This is a genomic window from Paenibacillus sp. J31P190, from assembly GCF_059692075.1.
This window is the reverse complement of record NZ_JCAUAS010000032.1, coordinates 13882-32819: the sequence shown is the minus strand read 5'-3', so window position 1 is coordinate 32819 and position 18938 is coordinate 13882. Positions and strand designations below refer to the sequence as shown.

Genomic DNA, 18938 nt, shown 5'->3' with positions numbered 1-18938 from the left:
TGTTCCGGAATTGCTATTCGTTGAATTCATTATAGCAAACATTCGTTCTCGTGAAAAACAAGCTCTGATCAATAAAAAATGCAGCCCAATTCCAAATGGAGAATGGACTGCATGTACTACTTGGCTGTCATTGATTTACGGATGGCAGATCCGAACAATTTGACAATGGTCTTCCTAGGGAGGACGCGTCCCAGAAAAGCATTGAACTTATTTACGCTGCCGTCAATGACGTAGGTTTTATTACGTCCAAGTGCCTTCATAGCTGTAGCTACAACTTGTTCGGGTGTCCGTTTATTGTTGGTTTCAACATCTTTGGCTGTATCGAAAAATTTGGTATCCGTCGGGCCTGGGCACAGAGCCAACAATTTAATTCCTTTATGGCGATATTCTTCCCATAGAGACTCAGTGAAAGACAGAACGAAAGCTTTCGTTGCACTATAAACAGAACAATACGGAAAAGGGAAGAAGGATAACAAGGATGCCAGATTAATGATGGTCCCATCTCCTTTTGCTACCATTTTCGGTAAATAGTAATGAGTCATTTCCACGACCGAAGCTATATTCAGCATCATCAGCTGCCGATAGATCTCGGGTGAATGATTTAAAAACTCGCCACTCAAGCCAAATCCGGCATTGTTGACCAAAATATCGACGTGCGTGCCTAACTGCTCAGTTTGCTTAAAGACCTCGGATGCAGCATTCTCTACGCTCAAATCGATCGCAATAACCTGGACTTTAACAGCATACACAGTGGAAAGCTCTACAGCTAGTTGATCCAATTTATTTTTGGAGCGTGCGACTAGAATGAGATGGTTTCCTTTCTCGGCAAATCGTCTCGCGAAAACTTCGCCAATGCCAGAAGAGGCTCCGGTAATTAATGCTGTTTTTGTCATATATTGCGTCCCCCATGATCTGAATTCTATTGATTTCTTCCCTATATTACCAAACGTTTTGATGCGTGTATATTAATAGATAGACAACGCTTTCGTATCCAACTATACTACTGAAAGAGGGGTAATTCCTCGATTTGTGTCGAAAATTATTTCATGTCTGTGTTGTAATATTCAGTTTACATAAAAAAAGAAAGTGTGAAACTTCATGAGAATCAACACCAAAGTCATTTATGTTACCTTTGCTATTGTTATTTTATTACTTGTAACGAATAACACCTCTTACTATTGGTTCACGAAATCTCTCCTAACGCAAGCGTTATCTGAACGCATGGAATCGACTGCGAGTCAAATTCGCACATCCATTGAGCAATCAGAGGAAGGTTCATTTTTTGTAGAAGATTTGATTGGTGAGAATCTTCGTTCAGTCGCGCTATTCGCCAAGAGTCAGTTAGATCCGGATATTGATAAAGTTACGAATGAACAATTAATTGAGCTTGCCAGGGAAGCGGGTGTTGATGGTTTCTCGCTGATGAAGCGAAATGGTGATGATATTATGATAGGTAAGTCATCCGAGCCCAAGGAGCTGCAGATTACAAGTACCAAATCATTCGGTTATTGGTTTACGGCTTTTAGCCAGCTTCTGGATAATCATCAAGTTACGATTGCTGAGGGGCAAAAGCTGCCTAATTTCTGGTCGGGTATCTATGAGGTTCCGGCTTCAGGTTCGAGCAATGTTAGTAAGTTTGGGTACTTTTATGATGGAAGCACGAATTATTTAATATGTGTGTTTGTCAATGCGGATAAGATTCAGAAATTCAAGCAAATCGTAGGCGCGGATACGATCGTGAAGAAAACGCTCGCTTCGAATCCAGATATTATGGAAATATCGGGACTGAACGGGGTAACTTTTGGTACAAAGCCGATTGAGTATAAAGACAGTAGTGGGGTTCCATTTATCTCGGTCTATGACCGCCCGGTTTTATTTGGTACATATAACATAACGAGTACGAAAGATTTGGATAATTATAAGGCGTCTATACTGGAAAATAAACCAGTTAGCGTAGTGGAAAATTGGAATGGGAAGCCTATTCTGAAAACGTTCATGTATGTTCCTGTTAAGGAAAAATTGACCGAAGTTCAAAGGGAAGTTCCTTATGTGATTACCATCGTCTCGGATTATCAAACGATTCAACGCACGTTAAACAAGCAGCTCGTTCAGCTTACAGTTCTCATTGTTTTATTTACGATTTTTAGCTGTGTGCTTATCTATTTGGTATTCCGATTTATTACGAAAAGCCGAGAAACAGCTGTCCAGTCCACACAAGAAATGTACATTCAAAACGTGGATCACATGTTTGCTACGATACGCAGTCAACGGCATGACTTTCTAAACCATGTACAAACCATGTATGCTCTGCTGTCTCAAGGAAAAAAAGAAGACCAAATGAAATACATGAAAGAATTAATTGAGGAAATCAACGAAGTGAACGATATCATTCGAATCGGGCATCCGGCTATTGCAGCTCTTATCCAAGCAAAGATTGCGCTTGCCATGAGAACCAAAATCGATTTCAATTACCATTTTACCGGCCTAGAAGGCTTGTCATTAGGTGTGAAATCTGTTGATATCGTGAAAATTATTGGGAACTTGATTGATAATGCGTTTGATGAGGTCAATAAATTCCCGCCAGACGAACGTGAAGTTATGGTTAACGGATGGTCGGAGTCAAACCATTTAACCATATCCGTAACGAACCCTGTTGATCCCGAATTCCAGCTGGATGATTATAACAAAATGTTCACGATTGGCTACAGCACCAAAGGTGAAGGTGATCACCAGGGTCTTGGTCTATCGGTTGTGAAGGAACGAATCGAGTATTACAAAGGAACCATCGAAGTGTCTGTGGCAGACGGCTGCATCTGTTTCCAAATATCGGTTCCGATGCAATAATCATCGTATCCAAGCTTCTTTTAATAATTGAATCCCGCGCTCCATATTCTTCATGGTTATTCCGCCAAAGCCCAAGTAAATCTTGGGCTTTTTGTTATGGGGCATTAATTCTGCCAGTTGAGAGCTGTATACACAGACCCCTTTTGAAAGGGCTAGGTCTTTTAACTTTTCTGCTGAACATGCAAGATGGACCGTCAATTCAATGTGCAGTCCAACTCCCCCGCCTTCTACTTGAACAAGAGAGCCTAAATGAGTGTGTATTAGCTGGAGGATTCTATCATGTTTTTTCCGATACGTATTACGCATACGCCTGATATGGCGGTACCAATGTCCGCGTTCCATGAACAGAGCCATGGCGAGTTGATCCATACGTGAGGGGCTAGAGAGCGTGCGTTCCATAGGATGAAGTTTAGGCAAAAGTTGAAGAGGCAGCACCATATAATTCATACGTAATGCAGGCGTGAAAGCTTTGAAAAATGTTCCGATATAAATGACCACACCATGCCGATCAAGTCCTTGAAGGGAAGGAATGGTTTTGCCGGCATGACGGAATTCACCATCATAATCATCCTCAATAATATGGCTTTGATTGTGATAGGCCCAGTGAATTAGCTCCTGCCTAATCGCATAGGATAAAGGGTTTCCTGAAGGCCGGTGGGATGGAGTAACGTATACCGCGTCAATAGTTGTAGGAATGATCTCAGCAATAGAAAACTCATTTTCACTTAGCGGAAAAGGGACAACCGTATATCCGTTCTGTGTAAAAATATCACCGACCTGAGCTATGGCATTCTTCTCAAAAGCGACTCGTGCGGATTGTCCGATTAGCTTGGAGAGGAGATGCAGGCTGTTAGACATTCCCGTTCCAACAACGATTTGCTCTGGAGAGCAGGATACACCCCTGGACTGCTTTAAATAATGGGCAATTTGCAGCCGCAGCGCATATTCCCCTTTGTTGTCGCCATATTGGTGAATGCGGCCGCTGTTGTAGGAAATGGACTCGTTTAAGCAAGCCTTCCACGCTTGAAGCGGGAAAGACTCGCTGTCGATTTCTAATAGACTAAAATCAATAGGAGTTTCGTGTGGAGATTGCAGAGAATTCATGTTGGAGTTTTGTATGTCTTTCGGTAGATTGCATGCATGTTGGTTAGGGATCGGTGGATGCAAGAAGGGAGCGACTACATAAAGACCTGAACGAGGCTTACTAATCACATATCCTTCTTCAATAAGCATTTGATAGGCAGTTTCAATCGTATTTTTACTAAAATGTATCTGTTGGCTGAGCGTGCGAATGGAAGGTAATTTCGTGCCGTCTGGGATATCACCGCGCTGGATAAGACCTCGGATATGTCGATATAACTGTATATAAAGTGGACCTTGTGCATCGCTTGTAAGCAAAATATCGAACATGGTAGTCCTCGAATCTGACCCCTAATTTTTATGGAAAACTGAACCTAATAGCAGGGTCAATTTTAGTATAGACTTTAGGATAAGCAATTATCAATATCTATCGTCAGAGGTGAAGTATAGTGACAGAATCAATTGAGTGGAAGTTAGACCAACTAGGTATTGTGCTGCCTGAGAGCAGCGGCCCTGCTGCAAACTATGTTAATTATGTTGTAACCGGTCAACTGTTGTTTATTTCTGGAAAAGGGCCTACGGGGAAGCCGAAAGGGAAGCTTGGGTTGGATTACAAAACAGAAGAAGGCTACCAGCTGGCACGACTTGCAGGCCTTGAAGTGCTTGCTGCAGCCAAACATGCACTTGGCAGCTTGGATAGGATTACACAAGTCGTAAAGGTTCAAGGCTTCGTCAATGCAGATCCTAATTATGCCGAACATCATTTGGTTTTAAACGGGTTCTCTGATCTTATGCAGGAAGTATTCGGTGAGAAGGGGGCCCACGCTCGATCGGTTCTAGGAGCTAGTTCATTACGAGATAATCTTCCTCTTGTCGTTGATACTATTTTTGAGATTGCCTCTCAGCGCGAGGAAATGGGGGATCTGGCATGAATGCCGAAGTAGTCACAGCAATCAAGCGAAGGGGTGTCCCCTTAGAGGCACAAAAAAAAATGAGTTGGCAAGGTTACTTGCCTTCTCATTTTTTTGTTTTTCTGCCGATGACAAGTGAAATCACCCGACCGCTAGTTAGCGGAACGTCGATGCGCTATTTTGGGAAAACAGTGATAAAAATCGAATAGGAGGAACGTGGATACGCTATTTGAACAATAGAACCGATTCTAAGGTGAAATTCGTGAAATAGCGCATTGTCGTTCCTCTTCTGCATGATTTTGCGTGTTTTTCGTGCAAATAGCGCATCGACGTTCCTCAGCAATTTCTGGTCACACAGCATAGTCTTATACAGTAAAGGGGAGAGAGGAATAACATTCGAAAATGAATTTTGGAACAGTCTAATTTCTTTTTCAACAAAATCGTTACATTAAGTTTTCAAATACTTATGAACGGGGTAATGATAACTAACGAATGAAATGAATCGTAAAATTTAATTGAATCTCAAGGGAGGAGCATAGAATGAAGAAGTCAAAATGCCGCTACAAGGAAGAGTTCAAGAAAAGTCTCATTCATTTATTTCCTCTGTTTGTGCTGTGTGCTTTCATTTCACCTGAAAAAAGGTTGATGTCGATGGAAGAAAACCAACAGGGTCCAACCTATGTGGCAGGAACGGTCATGCAAGTAAAGACCAATGAGTCGGAGACGGTTCTATTGGTCTCCGTTCCAGACAATTTGGAAGTTCCGAGCGATCTGCTGCACCACTCTGAATTGTTGGATGAGAATAATCCGATTCATTTGAGCGACCCTGTTATTTCTCCGAGAAATCGGGGGAAAGAAGTCGAGATCCTTTTCCAATCGAAGATGAAGAAGGGATTGAACGACTTCTTAGGTGTTCCTGCTGTTGGCGAGATCGTGCAGAGCTTAGCTGAGCCCGATGCTCAAGGAGCGTATCATGCGCAGTTTCTGCTCAATGCCAATGGGGATTACATTGTTGCAACGCATTAAAACATAGCGGTATGACTCATGATTTGAGGAAGTACATAAGTCCAAAAAGGGATAAATAGACTCATGGCCAGAAGTAGCCAGCGGAAAACGGTCTCGCTCACTGAACCCGTGTCAATAGCTATCCATTTTGGGAGTAGACGAATCTTGTAGGGAATAGGCCAGAAGAGCTGAACCCCTCTATCATTGAATAAATCGATAAACGAGTGTGACGCGTAAGAGAGGATGAATACCCAGAAATATAAAGGTGATAAGGGCATTGCAATGACAACTAAGAGTAGTAGAAAAAGCAAGGAATGCGTGACGGTTCTATGCTTTACCTTGAGCAGCCGCAGCAGAGCAGATAAAGGAAAAAGAACCTTCGCCATTGTAGAACCTGGCTTATCAACATCCGCTAGCGTGCCTGCCAAACATCCAAGTAAAAGAGCCCCGGCGGCATCCCATGTGAAGAAACTAATATCTTGATAAGTGAGAACGATTTCCGCGGAAATGAATCCGGCAATACTGTGTGTTTTTTGTAACATCTTAAGCTCCTACCCCTTCGTGATTTTACGATAACTGTATACTATTCGCATGCGATTCCTAAATTGAGGGGAAGCCGAAAAAATAAATAATCCGTGTCGTATTCTACCTATAAGATTGTCTGAATCCACCCTCATATTGCGTCATATGATGCTCTACAATAGGACATATTGATGCTTACTTTATGAATTGGACACAAGACATTTCCGATAAAAATAGGAGGAGTTTTTAAATGGCGACACTCAATATTGTTAATTTAACATGCGAATACCGCGTCAACCCGATTGGACTGGATACGACTCTGCCTCGATTTTCTTGGCAACTAGCTTCAGACATCAATTATACCATGCAATCAGCCTATCAGATCCAGGTTAGTTTGGATGAAAATTCATTCGAACCGAGTCGTTTGGTTTGGGATTCCGGTCACATACAATCGGAACAATCTGTGCTTGTTGTTTATGAGGGTCAAGAGCTGCTGCCGCGAATTCGTTACTTTTATCGAGTCAAAGTATGGGATCAGTCTGGCTTGCAATCGCCTTGGAGTGAGATCGCTTTCTGGGAAATGGGACAGCTAAGTCCAGCAGACTGGTCAGCCAAGTGGATTACACCTGACGCAGCTTCCATGGATCCCGACGCAGAAGAAGCTTTCTATTTGAGGAAGACATTCACAGCACGTAAGGGAATTCGTAAAGCGACTATTTATGCAACGAGTCTAGGCATATATGAGCTTGAACTCAACGGCGCTCGTGTCGGGGATTGGGAGTTCACACCCGGTTGGACCAGCTACCGACACCGTCTGCAGGTACAGACGTATGAGGTAACAAGCCTGCTTCAGCAAGGTGAAAAACATACCCTTGGCGCCGTGCTGGCAAACGGTTGGTATAAAGGTAGTTTGGCTTGGAAAAATCAACAAAATATTTTTGGGGACGTTAGAGCTCTTTTCCTCGAATTGCATATCGAATACATAGACGGAACTTCGGAAATAACCGTTAGTGATGTTTCCTGGCGTGCTTCTCTAGGACCAGTTCGGATGTCTGAGCTGTACCATGGGGAAACCTATGATGCAAACTTGGAGCTTAGCGGGTGGAGCAGGTCGACTTATCAGGATGAAAATTGGTGCCCGGTAACGGTTCTTGAACATTCCAAAGAGATCCTAGTCATGCAAGAGAATGAGCCATCACGCATTACCCAGCATTTGAAGCCGATAACCGTTATTGAAACGCCTTCTGGTGAAACCGTGCTTGATTTTGGGCAAAATATGGTTGGAAAAGTGCACATGCGATTGGAGCTTCCTGCTGGAACTCGTCTTCAGCTGCTACACGCAGAGGTGCTGGATCAAGAAGGGAACTTCTATATTGGGAATTTGCGTCATGCGAAGCAGACGGTTACTTATGTATGCAAAGGTGGCGGGGAAGAACAATATGAACCCCATTTCTCGTTTCAGGGCTTTCGATATGTCAAAGTCGTAGGCTGGCCCAAGGATGCAGCATTCGATGCAGAGCGTTTCACGGGTCATGTCATTCATACGGATATGGCAGCTAGCGGCACTTTTGAATGTTCCCATCCCTTATTGAATAAACTTCAGCAGAATATTGTGTGGGGACAAAGAGGCAACTTCCTGGATGTACCGACCGATTGCCCGCAGCGGGATGAGCGACTGGGTTGGACCGGGGATGCGCAAGTATTTATTCGCACGGCAGCTTTTAACTATGATGTGGCTCTATTTTTCACCAAATGGCTGCGCGACTTAAAAGCGGATCAACATGAAAATGGCGGTGTTCCATTCGTCATTCCAGACGTACTTGGTCCGAATGACCACTCTTCCTCTGCATGGGGGGATGCAGCGGTCATATGCCCGTGGACGATGTATCAAGTATATGGCGATAAGCGTGTTCTGGAGGAGCAGTATGACAGCATGAAAGCGTGGATTACGTACATGCGAAGCCAAGGAGAGAATGAGTATCTGTGGAATACAGGCTTTCACTTTGGTGATTGGCTTGGGCTTGATGCCAAAGAAGGCAGCTACGTAGGAGCGACTCCTAGAGACTTAATCGCGACATGCTTCTATGCCTATTCGACTTCACTTTTCGTGAAAGCAGCGGAAGTGCTGGAACGCAGCGAGGATGCGGCTAAGTATAGTGAACTTTATGAGCGCATTGTTGAAGCTTTCGAACAAGAATTCCTTACACCAAGCGGGCGTTTGGCCGCGCATACACAGACAGCACACGTGCTCCCGCTAATGTTTGGACTCGTGAAAGGAAGTACGCGTGATCGATTAGCAAAGACGTTAGCCGAATATGTCGAGGATCAGAAGAATCACCTGACGACCGGTTTCGTAGGTACGCCATATCTGTGCCATGTATTATCCGAGAATGGCTACCATGATCTGGCTGTTAAGTTGGTTCAGCAGGAAGATTATCCATCATGGCTGTACTCGATTCACAAGGGAGCAACCACCATCTGGGAGCACTGGGATGGCATCAAACCGGATGGATCGTTCTGGAGTGATGATATGAACTCCTATAACCATTATGCATATGGATCCATTGGGGATTGGCTGTACCGCGTAGTGGCAGGTCTCGATTCCGATGATCAGCAGCCTGGATACAAACGGATTCATTTCCGTCCGCGACCAGACTCCGGCCTTGAATATGCGAAAGCATCGCTCCTTTCTAGCTACGGCAAGATACGCAGTGAATGGAAGAAAGAGGCCGATGGCAGAGTAGTCTATGAGTTCCAACTACCTCCGAATACGACAGGTTTTGCAACCTTGAGAGGAGCGGCATTAGCTATGGCTACCGTTAATGGTCAAGCAGCCCAGACAGCATCAGGAGTTCTATCAGCTGCGGAAAGTGATGGAGAGCTGCGGTTAGAGCTTGGCTCGGGTTCTTACTCCATTATTTGTTGAGAATGTGAATAAATTGGGAACAGATAAAAATGAGACGGCAAGAGCCATGCCACCTCATTTTTATCTGTTTTCTGTGCCCCTAAGTGAATGTGTACGCTTACGGGACATCCCCTCTTTATTTTGATAACTTTTTGATTAGGAGGATATGAGTTATAATAGAGATATAGTTGAATTAAGAAGGGGTACCCACAATGGCAGTCTTCAATGCAATGGAAACGATAGTGATGAATTTGTTTGATGAGTTTCAAAAAAACTATGAAATGAAATGCGATTGCACTACTTGCAAAGAAGACGTGCTTGCTTTGGTTTTAAATAAAATTCCTCCGCGATATACCTCTAGTGAAAAGGGACAGTTATTTGTAAAAGGTCTTTATATCAACCCACAGCTGCAGTCTGATGTCATGCGAGAATTAATGGAAGCGGCGAATATTGTGGAGCATCATCAACATCATCGAGAAGATTCCCAACCATAATAGAATAGCAATTAAAAAGACTGGTCTCTTCATCACGAAGAGGCCAGTCTTTTTTGTATCATTCATCGCATCAACCATCTATGGCCTGCGGTTAACTTCATAAATATGCTTGAATTGATTAAATTTATCGACTGCTTGCGCCCTTGATTTGACGCCTAATTTGTCATAAATTTTGCGTATATAATTATCAACGGTTCGCTTACTCATATGGACTTCCTCGGCCATTTGCTCGTTGGTTAGGCCTTGGACAATCATGGTCATCATATGTACTTCATCGTCATCCAATGAATCGGTCTGATGCAAATTGCCGCTGTCCACTCTCATTTTATGGAAAACAGGGACGGGTATTACCGTGAAATTCTCTAACAAAAGGGTAACTAAACTTTTAATAAGCGTACCGCTAGATTCCTTAGATATAACAGCACTAACCTCAAGTCCGATCAAATAATTGTAAAGATGGGATAATTCTATGCCCGAAAAAATGACAAGGTGGATGGCGGGATATTTCGCTTTAATGATTTTGGCAACCTCATCGCCGTATTGATCCGGAAGATTATAATCCAAAAAAACAATATTCGGTACATGCAAATCTACGAGTTCCAAGCATCGTTTGCCCGTACCGGCTATCCCTATAATCTGTATGCCCTCGATTTGCTGCAGTGTATTCGATGTCGCTTCCGCCATTAAGGGATGATCATCTACGATCAGAATCTTCGATTTCTTAATCATCTGATACTTCCTTCCTCAGTTGGTAAGGGGATCCGAATGGTGAATTCAACGTCGCTGTTCAAGTCTTTCCTTAATTTTACCAAATTTCACAAAAAGATTGCAAATTAGATTTTATTGATCTGATTTTGCGTCTTTTTTCGTTATACGCAAAAAAAGCTGCGCATTTATGGAAAAAAATGTGGGTTTGCGAAAGAAAATATTGCGCTGTTATCGAAGGCGTTTCTATATATGATAAGGATAGGTATTCTTCCAAAATTAAGTAAATAAGGAGGGAATTCATATTGAAAAACGAGCAAATTGATTGCATGTTCGATTCTGTGTTAACGGATGTTGTGAAGCAAACGTACTGCAACTTACCCTTGCCCTCCGCTGAACAAATCCAACTTTCGATGAAGAAAATGATGAATATCATTGAAGCCAATGATGGTTGGAATTCAGTGAATGAAAGATAGGAATAACTAGAATTCAATAAGTGATGATTCGCTTGTATATACAACATAGAACAGTCTATTTTCTCTGAAGAGGAAATAGGCTGTTTTTTTAATCGGCCATGTCCGTTATACTGTTTGTAAACGTTATCATGGAATGAGGGGGATGAATGAAGACTCGATTGTTAGCTCTAGGCATGACTGTAACTCTGATACTTACCGCTTGTCAAACCCAAACAGTAACAGTCGTTCCTAAACAGCAGCCCCAGGAGCAGACGCTTGCGTGGATACATCACTTTGATGAGGAAGGTGCGCGGAAATGGCTGGAGACGGGGACACAGCTATTTACTAAACAACATCCTTCTTATGCGTTTACGCTGACAGGCGTGGATGGCGGCAATTATATGAGCTTGCTTCGCACGCGTGTGATTTCGAATAACATGCCAGATATCTATATGCTGGATAATATGGAATCCGCTCAGGATCTTATTCATAAAGGATATGCGATGGACTTAACGGGTCAACCTTTTTTATCGCAAATCGACGATAGGTTCCTGAATGGTGTGAAGACAGCCGATGGGAAAATATGGGCACTCCCGATAGACGTGAATGGAGCGGGTGTCATTTACAATAAAGAAGCTTTCGCCCACGCTGGCATTCTAAATCCGCCAACAACATGGCCGGAATTCTTAGCTGCGTGTGAGGCGCTGCAGAAGGCAGGAATTATTCCTATTGCAGCAGGCTACAAGGATAGTTGGACCCTGACTTGGGACATAGCAGCGGATCTTTTGGCTAATCAGTACGCTGCCGGCCACAACTGGATTGCTGAGATTGAAGCAGGTCGAACTTCGTTCGCTGAGGATCAAATTCACTTCAAAGACATTTTGAAACGCTATGGAGAACGCTTGCGTTATGTGAACATCAAGCCGTTCGAAACCGATTGGAACCAAGCCCAAGGGCTCCTTGCTGAGGGGAAAGCCGGCATGATTATTAATGGCACGTGGACGGTAGACGGTGTTAAATCCAAGAATCCTGCGAGTAATTTAGGACTGTTCGCTTTTCCTTATTCAAATGATCCCCAAGATGCCAAGTTTGGATTAAAATCAACAGGTGGGATTGTGATCAATCCCAAATCATCTCATAAGGAAGCGGCGCTTCAAATGCTGGAACTGTTCGCCTCGAAGGAAATGGGGACCATTTTTCAGACGAATAAGAAGGCTTTGTCTGTGATTAAAGGCTTGCCGAATGACTTTGATCCGACTTATGTGGAGCTGGATGAAACGTATATCCAAACAGGCAAAACGTATGACTGGTCGAGTTTGCCGACAGATTTTATGAATCAGGATCTGCAAAAGGTGTTTGTCAATGCTCTCACGAAATTCGTTATTGATCGAAGCCACAATGTGGATCTTTGTATTCAAGAGTTGGATCAAGCATTCGATCGGATTCGTAAACCAACTAAATGACGGCAAGGAGATCTGCGTATGACAGCCACCACGTGGAACTTAGATCGGGTCAAGGACTTTCGCATCCGAACGAAAATATTTCTATCTAATATGATTCTTATCTTGTTCATTTCATCAGCGATTGGCGGAGTTGCCATCTATGCCTCTACGAAATTCATTGAATCGAATACAAGAGATCTTTCGATGCAGGTCATTCATCAAGTTTCCGACAATATTGAAATTAGGGCGAAGGAAGCATTCACTTCCTCCGTATATGTCCTTAGTGACAGTAATATTCGGCAAATTGCTGCTGAACAAGGTGAACAAGTTACAGGTGACAACTATCCAGCTTTCCGCAGCCGTATGGAGTTCTTGCTGGCACAGTACGGGAATGGAAATCCATACATGAACGCAATAATGATTCAAACACGAAAGGGACAGGTGTACTGGTGGGAAAATAAAAAAGGCTTGGATCATACACTAAATCATGAAGAAGTAACCGCGATGACAAGCAAATCTTCTGATTATTTGAAAAATCATGACCTAAGCATCAGCTGGTCGCCTTCTCTGAGAAAGCAAAAAGAAGTGTTCCTTATCAGAGATTTCGTTGATCTGAGTCAAATAGATCAAAGTCTTGGCACGATTGTAATCAGTATCGATTCGGATTATTTCTTATCCCTGGGGAGTAATAGCTCAATTATTAAGCAAAATAATGTTGCAATTCTCAATCCTTTGAATGAACTGCTAGCGGGTGGCGGGACCCCTGGCATGGACAATCTGATCTCGAGGAGCCTAAGTCATCCGCTTAAGGAAAATGATGTCTCTATGGCAAATGTCGATAATGCTGGGGAGGGGAGTTATTTATTCGTCCAAGAACGAACAGCAACGTTGGGCTGGCGGGTGCTTTGTTTTATTCCGATGTCAGAGCTTCTGTCTAATACACGCGTGTTAGTTTTTGTGATTGCTCTCGTTTCGCTGCTTGCCGTTCTGATATCTACCGGAATTGCCGTATTACTTTCAAATTCTACGACGCGAAATATCAAAATCTTGGAACAAACGATGCGCCGGGTCGAAGATGGCAACTTCGATGTCCGCATTATCCCGCTTGGGCGAGATGAGATTGGGAGTTTATCGATACGGTTCAATTTTATGCTGTCTCGGATTAACGAGTTAATAAACACGGTGTATAAAGAGCAAATTGCCAAACAACAGGCTGAATTTACCGTCCTCATGAGTCAGATTAATCCTCATTTCCTTTATAACACACTAGGTACTGTGAAATGGTACGCTCGTATGAACCATCAAGCCGAGATTGAGCAAATGGTCACCTCAGTTATTGAATTGTTGAAATCCTCGGTACGGCGTGTCGGTGAATTTCACAGCTTGGAGCAAGAGATTAACCAATTAAAAAACTATATTTATATTCAAAAAATTGGTTATGGCGATGCCTTTCATATGGACTATGAAGTGGATGAACGGTTATTGGAAAGTGAGGTGCCTTATTTCATTCTCCAGCCGCTTGTCGAAAATGCGATTCTTCACGGCATCGAAATGTCCAAGGGGAGTGGACGTATTGTACTATATGCACGCATAGAAGAGAAGCAGCTCCTACTCATTGTCGAAGATAACGGAATTGGTATGGAAGCTGAACAGGCGCTTAATCTATTGAACACAGCAACACGTAAAGAATCGGTTCCTGGAGTGACGAGTATCGGCATTCACAATGTGAATGAACGTATTCAGCTGTATTATGGGGAGAAATATGGCCTTAGCTACGAAAGTGCACCAGGATTAGGTACGAAAGCTATTGTTCGAATTCCGCATAGAACGCATCGTCAAAGGAGGAATGAGCATGTTGAACGCCATGATCGTTGAAGATAATGCGATATATCGGTATGCGATTAAAACGATCATTCGTTGGGAAGATTATGGTTTCCAGATTGTATGCGAAGCACTCAATGGTGTACATGCACTTGAACTACTGCAGCATCAACAGGTTGATCTCATTGTGACGGACATCTCAATGCCCGAAATGAACGGTATTGATCTAATTCAGCAGGTCAAACAAAAGGATGAATCTATCAAAATTGTGGCACTCAGCTCCTTCGATGATTTCCGGTTCGTGAAGGAAGCCCTCAAACTCGGGGCTGAGGATTATTTGTTAAAGCATGACCTCGAACCTACCGCTTTACAGCAGCTATTAGAACAAATGAGCGGTAAGATTATGGAAGAAAATAGGCGAAAAAGACAAGCCAGTATTCGTGATGCCAGCTTTCAAGAGGTGCGATGCCTGTTGGGGCGTAAGCTTCTCTTAGGCGAGTTGAAGCGAATGGAGGACATCGAAGATCAAGCGAGCGCCGTTCATTTTCCCATTCATGGAGGTCCTACGGCAGTTGTATTGATCGACGCTAGCTTTAAAGTTCTTGTCGATGCTTCTAACGAAGAACAGGCCGTGGACTCAAACATGGTGATACCGATTTCGGAGCGGAGAACTGCGGTCATTACATATTTTCCGCAGGAGAAGAGTGAACACAAATGTATGGAGGAGACACTCCGGCAAGCATCGCAGCTATATACCCGGATGAAGAAGATCGCCTCTGTAACAATGGGAATTAGCTCTATCGGCTATGGATTGAAGGATTGGGCAGTGCTGTATAAGCAAGCTGAAACTGCCTTAGATCAATACGTTTATGAAGGAACGGGCCAACTCTATGCCTACACGTCCCTTCAGATCAATGACAAGGTTGAAACGCTGGCCGGAATCACGATTCAGCCTCTGGTTGCAGCGATGAAAAGTAGTTTATTCACTGCTATTGAAACGCAAACTGAGCTTTTGTTTCAAGGCCTCATTCAAAGGAAGCCGCCTATAGCCGAGCTGCGGAGCCTGCTAGCAGAGTTAATGATGCAGCTGAGAACATTGGCAATGGAGAGGAACAGGTTCTCAGATCAGTTTGAACATGATTATAAACAGGTTAGCCAGGCGATAGAAGCCCTTCAGCCTCTACAGCAAGTGAAGCCGTTATTTCTAAACTTGAATAAGCAAATTGCTGGGAATAAGGCTGAGCACACGATGATGCGGAAGGAAATCCAAGGAGCAATCGACTATATGGAAGAGCACTATGCTGAAGACATCACGGTGGCAAGACTCGCAGAAGTTCTCCATTTGAGCGCGAATTACTTATCTAATTTGTTTAAAAGCGAGACGGGGATGCGGATTGTTGAATATATGAATCGATGCCGGATTCAGAAAGCGAAACAGCTGCTTCAAGACCCTGCATGGAAAGTATATGAAGTTGCTGAGAAAACGGGATTTCAAGAAACTTCTTACTTTTGCAAAGTATTTAAAGAGCTAGAAGGGAAAACGGTCAAGGAATTTAGGCGCAATGGTTAATGGTTCGAGATGAATAATGATAAATTCTGTGAATTGTATAAGAAATCAGTGTTATATAGAATGCAAGAGGCTGCGAATTTAGATAAAATTCGGAGCTTTTTTTATTTTGCGTGGGGCTATATCTTCGTAGTTTTGTTATATAACTTGATGTTTCTTTCAATGTAAGCGCTTTTAAAACAGCTTATACTAACTTCATAAAGAACAGCAAGCTAGACATCCCAAGCGGATGAAACGGGTTTCATAAATGAATGAGGGTAGATCAAGGGGGGTAACCATTGTATTTAGCAAAAAGTGAGGAAGCAGTGATTCAATTATCGTCAGAAGCACTGCGTATAGATGGAAAATCAGAAATTATACTTTGTGCCTCCTTATTTTATTTTCGATTACCACGCGGTTTATGGAAAGAGAGACTAAATAAAGTAAAAGCCTTTGGATATAACGCTATTGATGTGTACTTTCCTTGGAATCATCATGAGGTAGCGGAAGGGGTTTGGGATTTTACCGGAGAGAAGGATGCGGCTCAGTTTCTTCAGGATGCTGCAGATGCAGGACTATGGGTGATTGCACGACCAGGGCCGTATATTTGCTCGGAATGGGATGGGGGAGCACTTCCCGCTTATCTTTTCGTGAAAGAGAATCTTCGCTTAAGGGATAACGATCCTGCCTTCTTGCAGCATGTGGCCAGGTGGTATGAACAGATTCTTCCCATCCTGAAGAAGTATGAAGCGGGTCAAGGTGGCACCATCATTGCTGTCCAATTAGACAACGAGCTTGATTTCTATCCTTGCTCTGATCCCAAAGGGTACATCTCGGCGCTAAGAGATCTAGCTTTGCAGCATGGGATAACCGTACCGCTCATTGCTTGCGCCGGACAAGGCGGCTTGTACGAGGCTTCAGGTTTTGCTGAAGGCGTGGTGCCAACATGTAACTTCTATCCAAATGACCAAGATCCTGTTTTCGAAGAAAAGGTGCTCTTCTATAGAGAGGAGTTGGCTCGTCGGGGGCTGCCCTTACTCGTCACAGAGACGAATCGTTCGCACTTCCTGCTTCGCAGATTGTTATCGGCAGGAGCGAAGCTGCTTGGACCCTACTTGCAGGCTTCAGGGACGAATTTTGGCTTTACCAATGCAGCCAACAATTGGGGTAATCCTCTTTCTTTTCTTACCTCGGATTATGATTTCCATGGGATGATAACGCCCGAAGGACACATTCGAGAGGAAGCTTATGAAGGAAGAATGCTGCATCGTGTGATTCAAACGTATGGCGCTTCCTTGGCAGAGGCTAAGCCTGAGCTCACAAGTAGTGACTCAGCCCCATATCGGTTAACGTTAAAGCAAGGCGGCGAGCTGCTCTTCCTATGCCAAGTCAATGAGCAAGATGAATGCGCTTACTTTCATGTGGAAGAAGATGTCATACCCCGTTATACCACACTTGTCGCAAAAGCTAGCCGCTGTCCGATTCTCCCCTTGCAAGTGCCTTTGCTGACTTGGGGAATCGCTGAAGGGACACTGGCCTACGCAACTGCAGAACTGCTGCTCGTGAAGCAGCTTGATCAACGCACGTTGTTCGTGTTTCATACGGAGGGCGAAGGCGAAATTCGTCTCTGCTTTAATACGGAAGTGCAGACAGAGGCTGGCACAATGACGTTACACGAAGCTGCGACAGGAGATCAGGTAACGGTATCCTTTCAATCGGGCGAGCAAGAGAGATTTGCTCGGATTCACTTAGTAAGCGGTCACGTTATCGAATTGATCGGGATGAGTCGTTCACGTGCTTTGATGTTAGAAAATATGGAAGATGAAGGCGAGCTGCATGTTGGCAAATGGGTAGAACCAGTCTCCGAAAGCCGCGATGTTGAACTCAGCTGGTCTCAAAGCTTAGTGAATCCCTTGGATACCCTTGCGGACGAAAGCTTATCGATCGGTGGCACTGCCGATTATCTGGAGAAGCATGGTGTTTACCGAGGTTTCGCCTGGTACACCTCGCAATTATCACTACCGCTTGAGAAAAGCTGTCTAGGCATTATCATTCAACAGGCAAGTGATGTCGTTTCTGTCTATTCTGGTGAAACGTACCTTGGTACTGCAACACCGGGTGGAGGAAGTCACTTCCTTCCGATTCCTTCCGGCTCGCGCGTAGAGCCAAATCTGGTTGCTCGTGTCGAGATATGGGGACATACCAATTTCCATGATACGAATTTGCCGGGTTTGCACTTAAATGCTCTGAAAGGGCTGACGGGCATAGCTGGAGTAACGTCGGTTAGGGAAATAAACCAAAACTGGCGATTCAAGCTTATGCCATACGGAGAGGACAAGGACGATTATGCAGCATCGGACTATGACGATCAACAATGGCCGATTGTGAGCGTCGGAGGGTGGCTCTCCGCAGAACAGCCCGCCCATCAATGCTACCGCAATCAAGTAAAGCTGTCGAAAGAAGCGGATACGTGGATTCTCCACACGCCTGGTAATTTCACGCACGCCTATGCTTACGTGAACGGGCACGCACTTGGTCAATTGAATCCGCTCAATCCTTATCTGGATATTACGCCTTATGTAAGGGCGGGAGATACGGCAACATTAACGCTATTTCTGGATAAAACGTATGGTTCTCTTAGCGGAAATATAAGTCTCTACGAAGGAACAGCTGCTAACCAGTGGACATTATCCTCATGTCAGGAGAATGGCTTACTGCAGCATGCCAAAGCTTCGGCGCTTAAGGCTCTCCCCGTAGAAGGAGCTATCTCCTTGATACCGGGTACCCTGTCATGGCTGTACGGTGACCTCCCTGATGATAATCAAGGATTAGGTTGGAGGGTATATGTCAAAGGCAGCAATATGAAGCTGACCGTATTCTTCAACGGACACCTAGTTGGCCGCTTGTGGACGCAAGGCGGTGCCAACAGACCGATATTCCGTGGCGGCAGCGATGAATCCTTTTATTTACCGGGACCGTGGTTTCAGGGTGGCGAATCTGGAAATGAAATAGCCATCTTATTGGAGGCGGTATCGGCCTCTGAAGATGCCTTACTAGAGCCTCTTCGCTTCGTACCCGTAGCCGCAGTTTAAATTGAAAGGAGAGTACGCATGAAAACTGCCATATCAGCAAGCTCATTAGAAGTGGCGCCTATTTCTGTCAAAAAGCGTATAACCCCACTGCGCAGATTTTGGTCGTATCGAACCTT

Annotated in this window: 15 protein-coding genes; 11 read left to right on the top strand and 4 right to left on the bottom strand. The window is 44.0% G+C overall.

The window, feature by feature from the left end; all coding sequences use genetic code 11:
- Window positions 1–116: 116 nt before the first annotated feature.
- Complete coding sequence (locus AC58U0_RS32920) at window positions 117–893, bottom strand: SDR family NAD(P)-dependent oxidoreductase (RefSeq protein WP_497382989.1); 777 nt, start codon at window positions 891–893, stop codon at window positions 117–119.
- Window positions 894–1098: 205 nt separating this feature from the next.
- On the opposite strand from AC58U0_RS32920, the gene AC58U0_RS32915 reads away from it, so the two are divergent.
- Window positions 1099–2844: a sensor histidine kinase gene (locus tag AC58U0_RS32915; protein ID WP_497382988.1), complete on the top strand. Its 1746-nt coding sequence runs from the start codon at window positions 1099–1101 to the stop codon at window positions 2842–2844.
- Here the strand turns inward: AC58U0_RS32915 and pdxR are convergent, their stop codons facing one another.
- Complete coding sequence (gene pdxR / locus AC58U0_RS32910) at window positions 2845–4254, bottom strand: MocR-like pyridoxine biosynthesis transcription factor PdxR (protein ID WP_497382987.1); 1410 nt, start codon at window positions 4252–4254, stop codon at window positions 2845–2847.
- A gap of 119 nt (window positions 4255–4373) precedes the next feature.
- Between pdxR and AC58U0_RS32905 the strand changes: the two genes are divergently transcribed.
- The 3 genes from AC58U0_RS32905 to AC58U0_RS32895 all read left to right on the top strand — a co-directional run bounded on the left by AC58U0_RS32905 (window position 4374) and on the right by AC58U0_RS32895 (window position 5861).
- Window positions 4374–4856: a RidA family protein gene (locus tag AC58U0_RS32905; protein WP_497382986.1), complete on the top strand. Its 483-nt coding sequence runs from the start codon at window positions 4374–4376 to the stop codon at window positions 4854–4856.
- Complete coding sequence (locus tag AC58U0_RS32900; RefSeq protein WP_497382985.1) at window positions 4853–5044, top strand: hypothetical protein; 192 nt, start codon at window positions 4853–4855, stop codon at window positions 5042–5044. Before AC58U0_RS32905 ends, AC58U0_RS32900 begins: the two co-directional genes overlap by 4 nt.
- Before the next feature lie 331 nt (window positions 5045–5375).
- Entirely contained in the window at window positions 5376–5861 is a 486-nt protein-coding gene (locus tag AC58U0_RS32895; protein ID WP_497382984.1) for a hypothetical protein, read from the top strand.
- Here the strand turns inward: AC58U0_RS32895 and AC58U0_RS32890 are convergent.
- Window positions 5858–6382: a metal-dependent hydrolase gene (locus AC58U0_RS32890; RefSeq protein WP_497382983.1), complete on the bottom strand. Its 525-nt coding sequence runs from the start codon at window positions 6380–6382 to the stop codon at window positions 5858–5860. The two genes, AC58U0_RS32895 and AC58U0_RS32890, sit on opposite strands and share 4 nt — an antisense overlap.
- Window positions 6383–6612: 230 nt before the next feature.
- Here AC58U0_RS32890 and AC58U0_RS32885 point away from each other — a divergent pair, with 230 nt between their 5' ends.
- Together AC58U0_RS32885 and AC58U0_RS32880 are read left to right on the top strand one after the other, a co-directional pair.
- Window positions 6613–9288 carry a family 78 glycoside hydrolase catalytic domain gene (locus AC58U0_RS32885; protein WP_497382982.1) on the top strand — a complete coding sequence of 892 codons (2676 nt, stop codon included), beginning with the start codon at window positions 6613–6615 and terminating at the stop codon, window positions 9286–9288.
- A gap of 191 nt (window positions 9289–9479) precedes the next feature.
- A complete protein-coding gene (locus AC58U0_RS32880) occupies window positions 9480–9761 on the top strand; it encodes a late competence development ComFB family protein (RefSeq protein ID WP_497382981.1) in 282 nt (93 codons plus the stop codon).
- A 78-nt stretch (window positions 9762–9839) separates the two neighbouring features.
- Here the strand turns inward: AC58U0_RS32880 and AC58U0_RS32875 are convergent, their stop codons facing one another.
- Window positions 9840–10490: a response regulator transcription factor gene (locus AC58U0_RS32875; RefSeq protein WP_057305332.1), complete on the bottom strand. Its 651-nt coding sequence runs from the start codon at window positions 10488–10490 to the stop codon at window positions 9840–9842.
- Window positions 10491–10771: 281 nt separating this feature from the next.
- Here AC58U0_RS32875 and AC58U0_RS32870 point away from each other — a divergent pair, with 281 nt between their 5' ends.
- The 5 genes from AC58U0_RS32870 to AC58U0_RS32850 all read left to right on the top strand — a co-directional run bounded on the left by AC58U0_RS32870 (window position 10772) and on the right by AC58U0_RS32850 (window position 18822).
- Window positions 10772–10942, top strand: a complete 171-nt coding sequence (locus tag AC58U0_RS32870) for a hypothetical protein (RefSeq protein WP_497382980.1) — start codon at window positions 10772–10774, stop codon at window positions 10940–10942.
- 146 nt (window positions 10943–11088) lie between these two features.
- Window positions 11089–12384, top strand: coding sequence for an ABC transporter substrate-binding protein (locus AC58U0_RS32865; protein ID WP_497382979.1), 1296 nt, complete (start codon window positions 11089–11091; stop codon window positions 12382–12384).
- An 18-nt stretch (window positions 12385–12402) separates the two neighbouring features.
- Window positions 12403–14238, top strand: a complete 1836-nt coding sequence (locus AC58U0_RS32860; protein ID WP_497382978.1) for a sensor histidine kinase — start codon at window positions 12403–12405, stop codon at window positions 14236–14238.
- Window positions 14216–15754: a response regulator transcription factor gene (locus AC58U0_RS32855; protein ID WP_497382977.1), complete on the top strand. Its 1539-nt coding sequence runs from the start codon at window positions 14216–14218 to the stop codon at window positions 15752–15754. The genes AC58U0_RS32860 and AC58U0_RS32855 overlap by 23 nt, the downstream gene beginning before the upstream one ends.
- Window positions 15755–16029: 275 nt before the next feature.
- Window positions 16030–18822, top strand: coding sequence for a beta-galactosidase (locus tag AC58U0_RS32850; RefSeq protein ID WP_497382976.1), 2793 nt, complete (start codon window positions 16030–16032; stop codon window positions 18820–18822).
- Window positions 18823–18938: the final 116 nt, after the last annotated feature.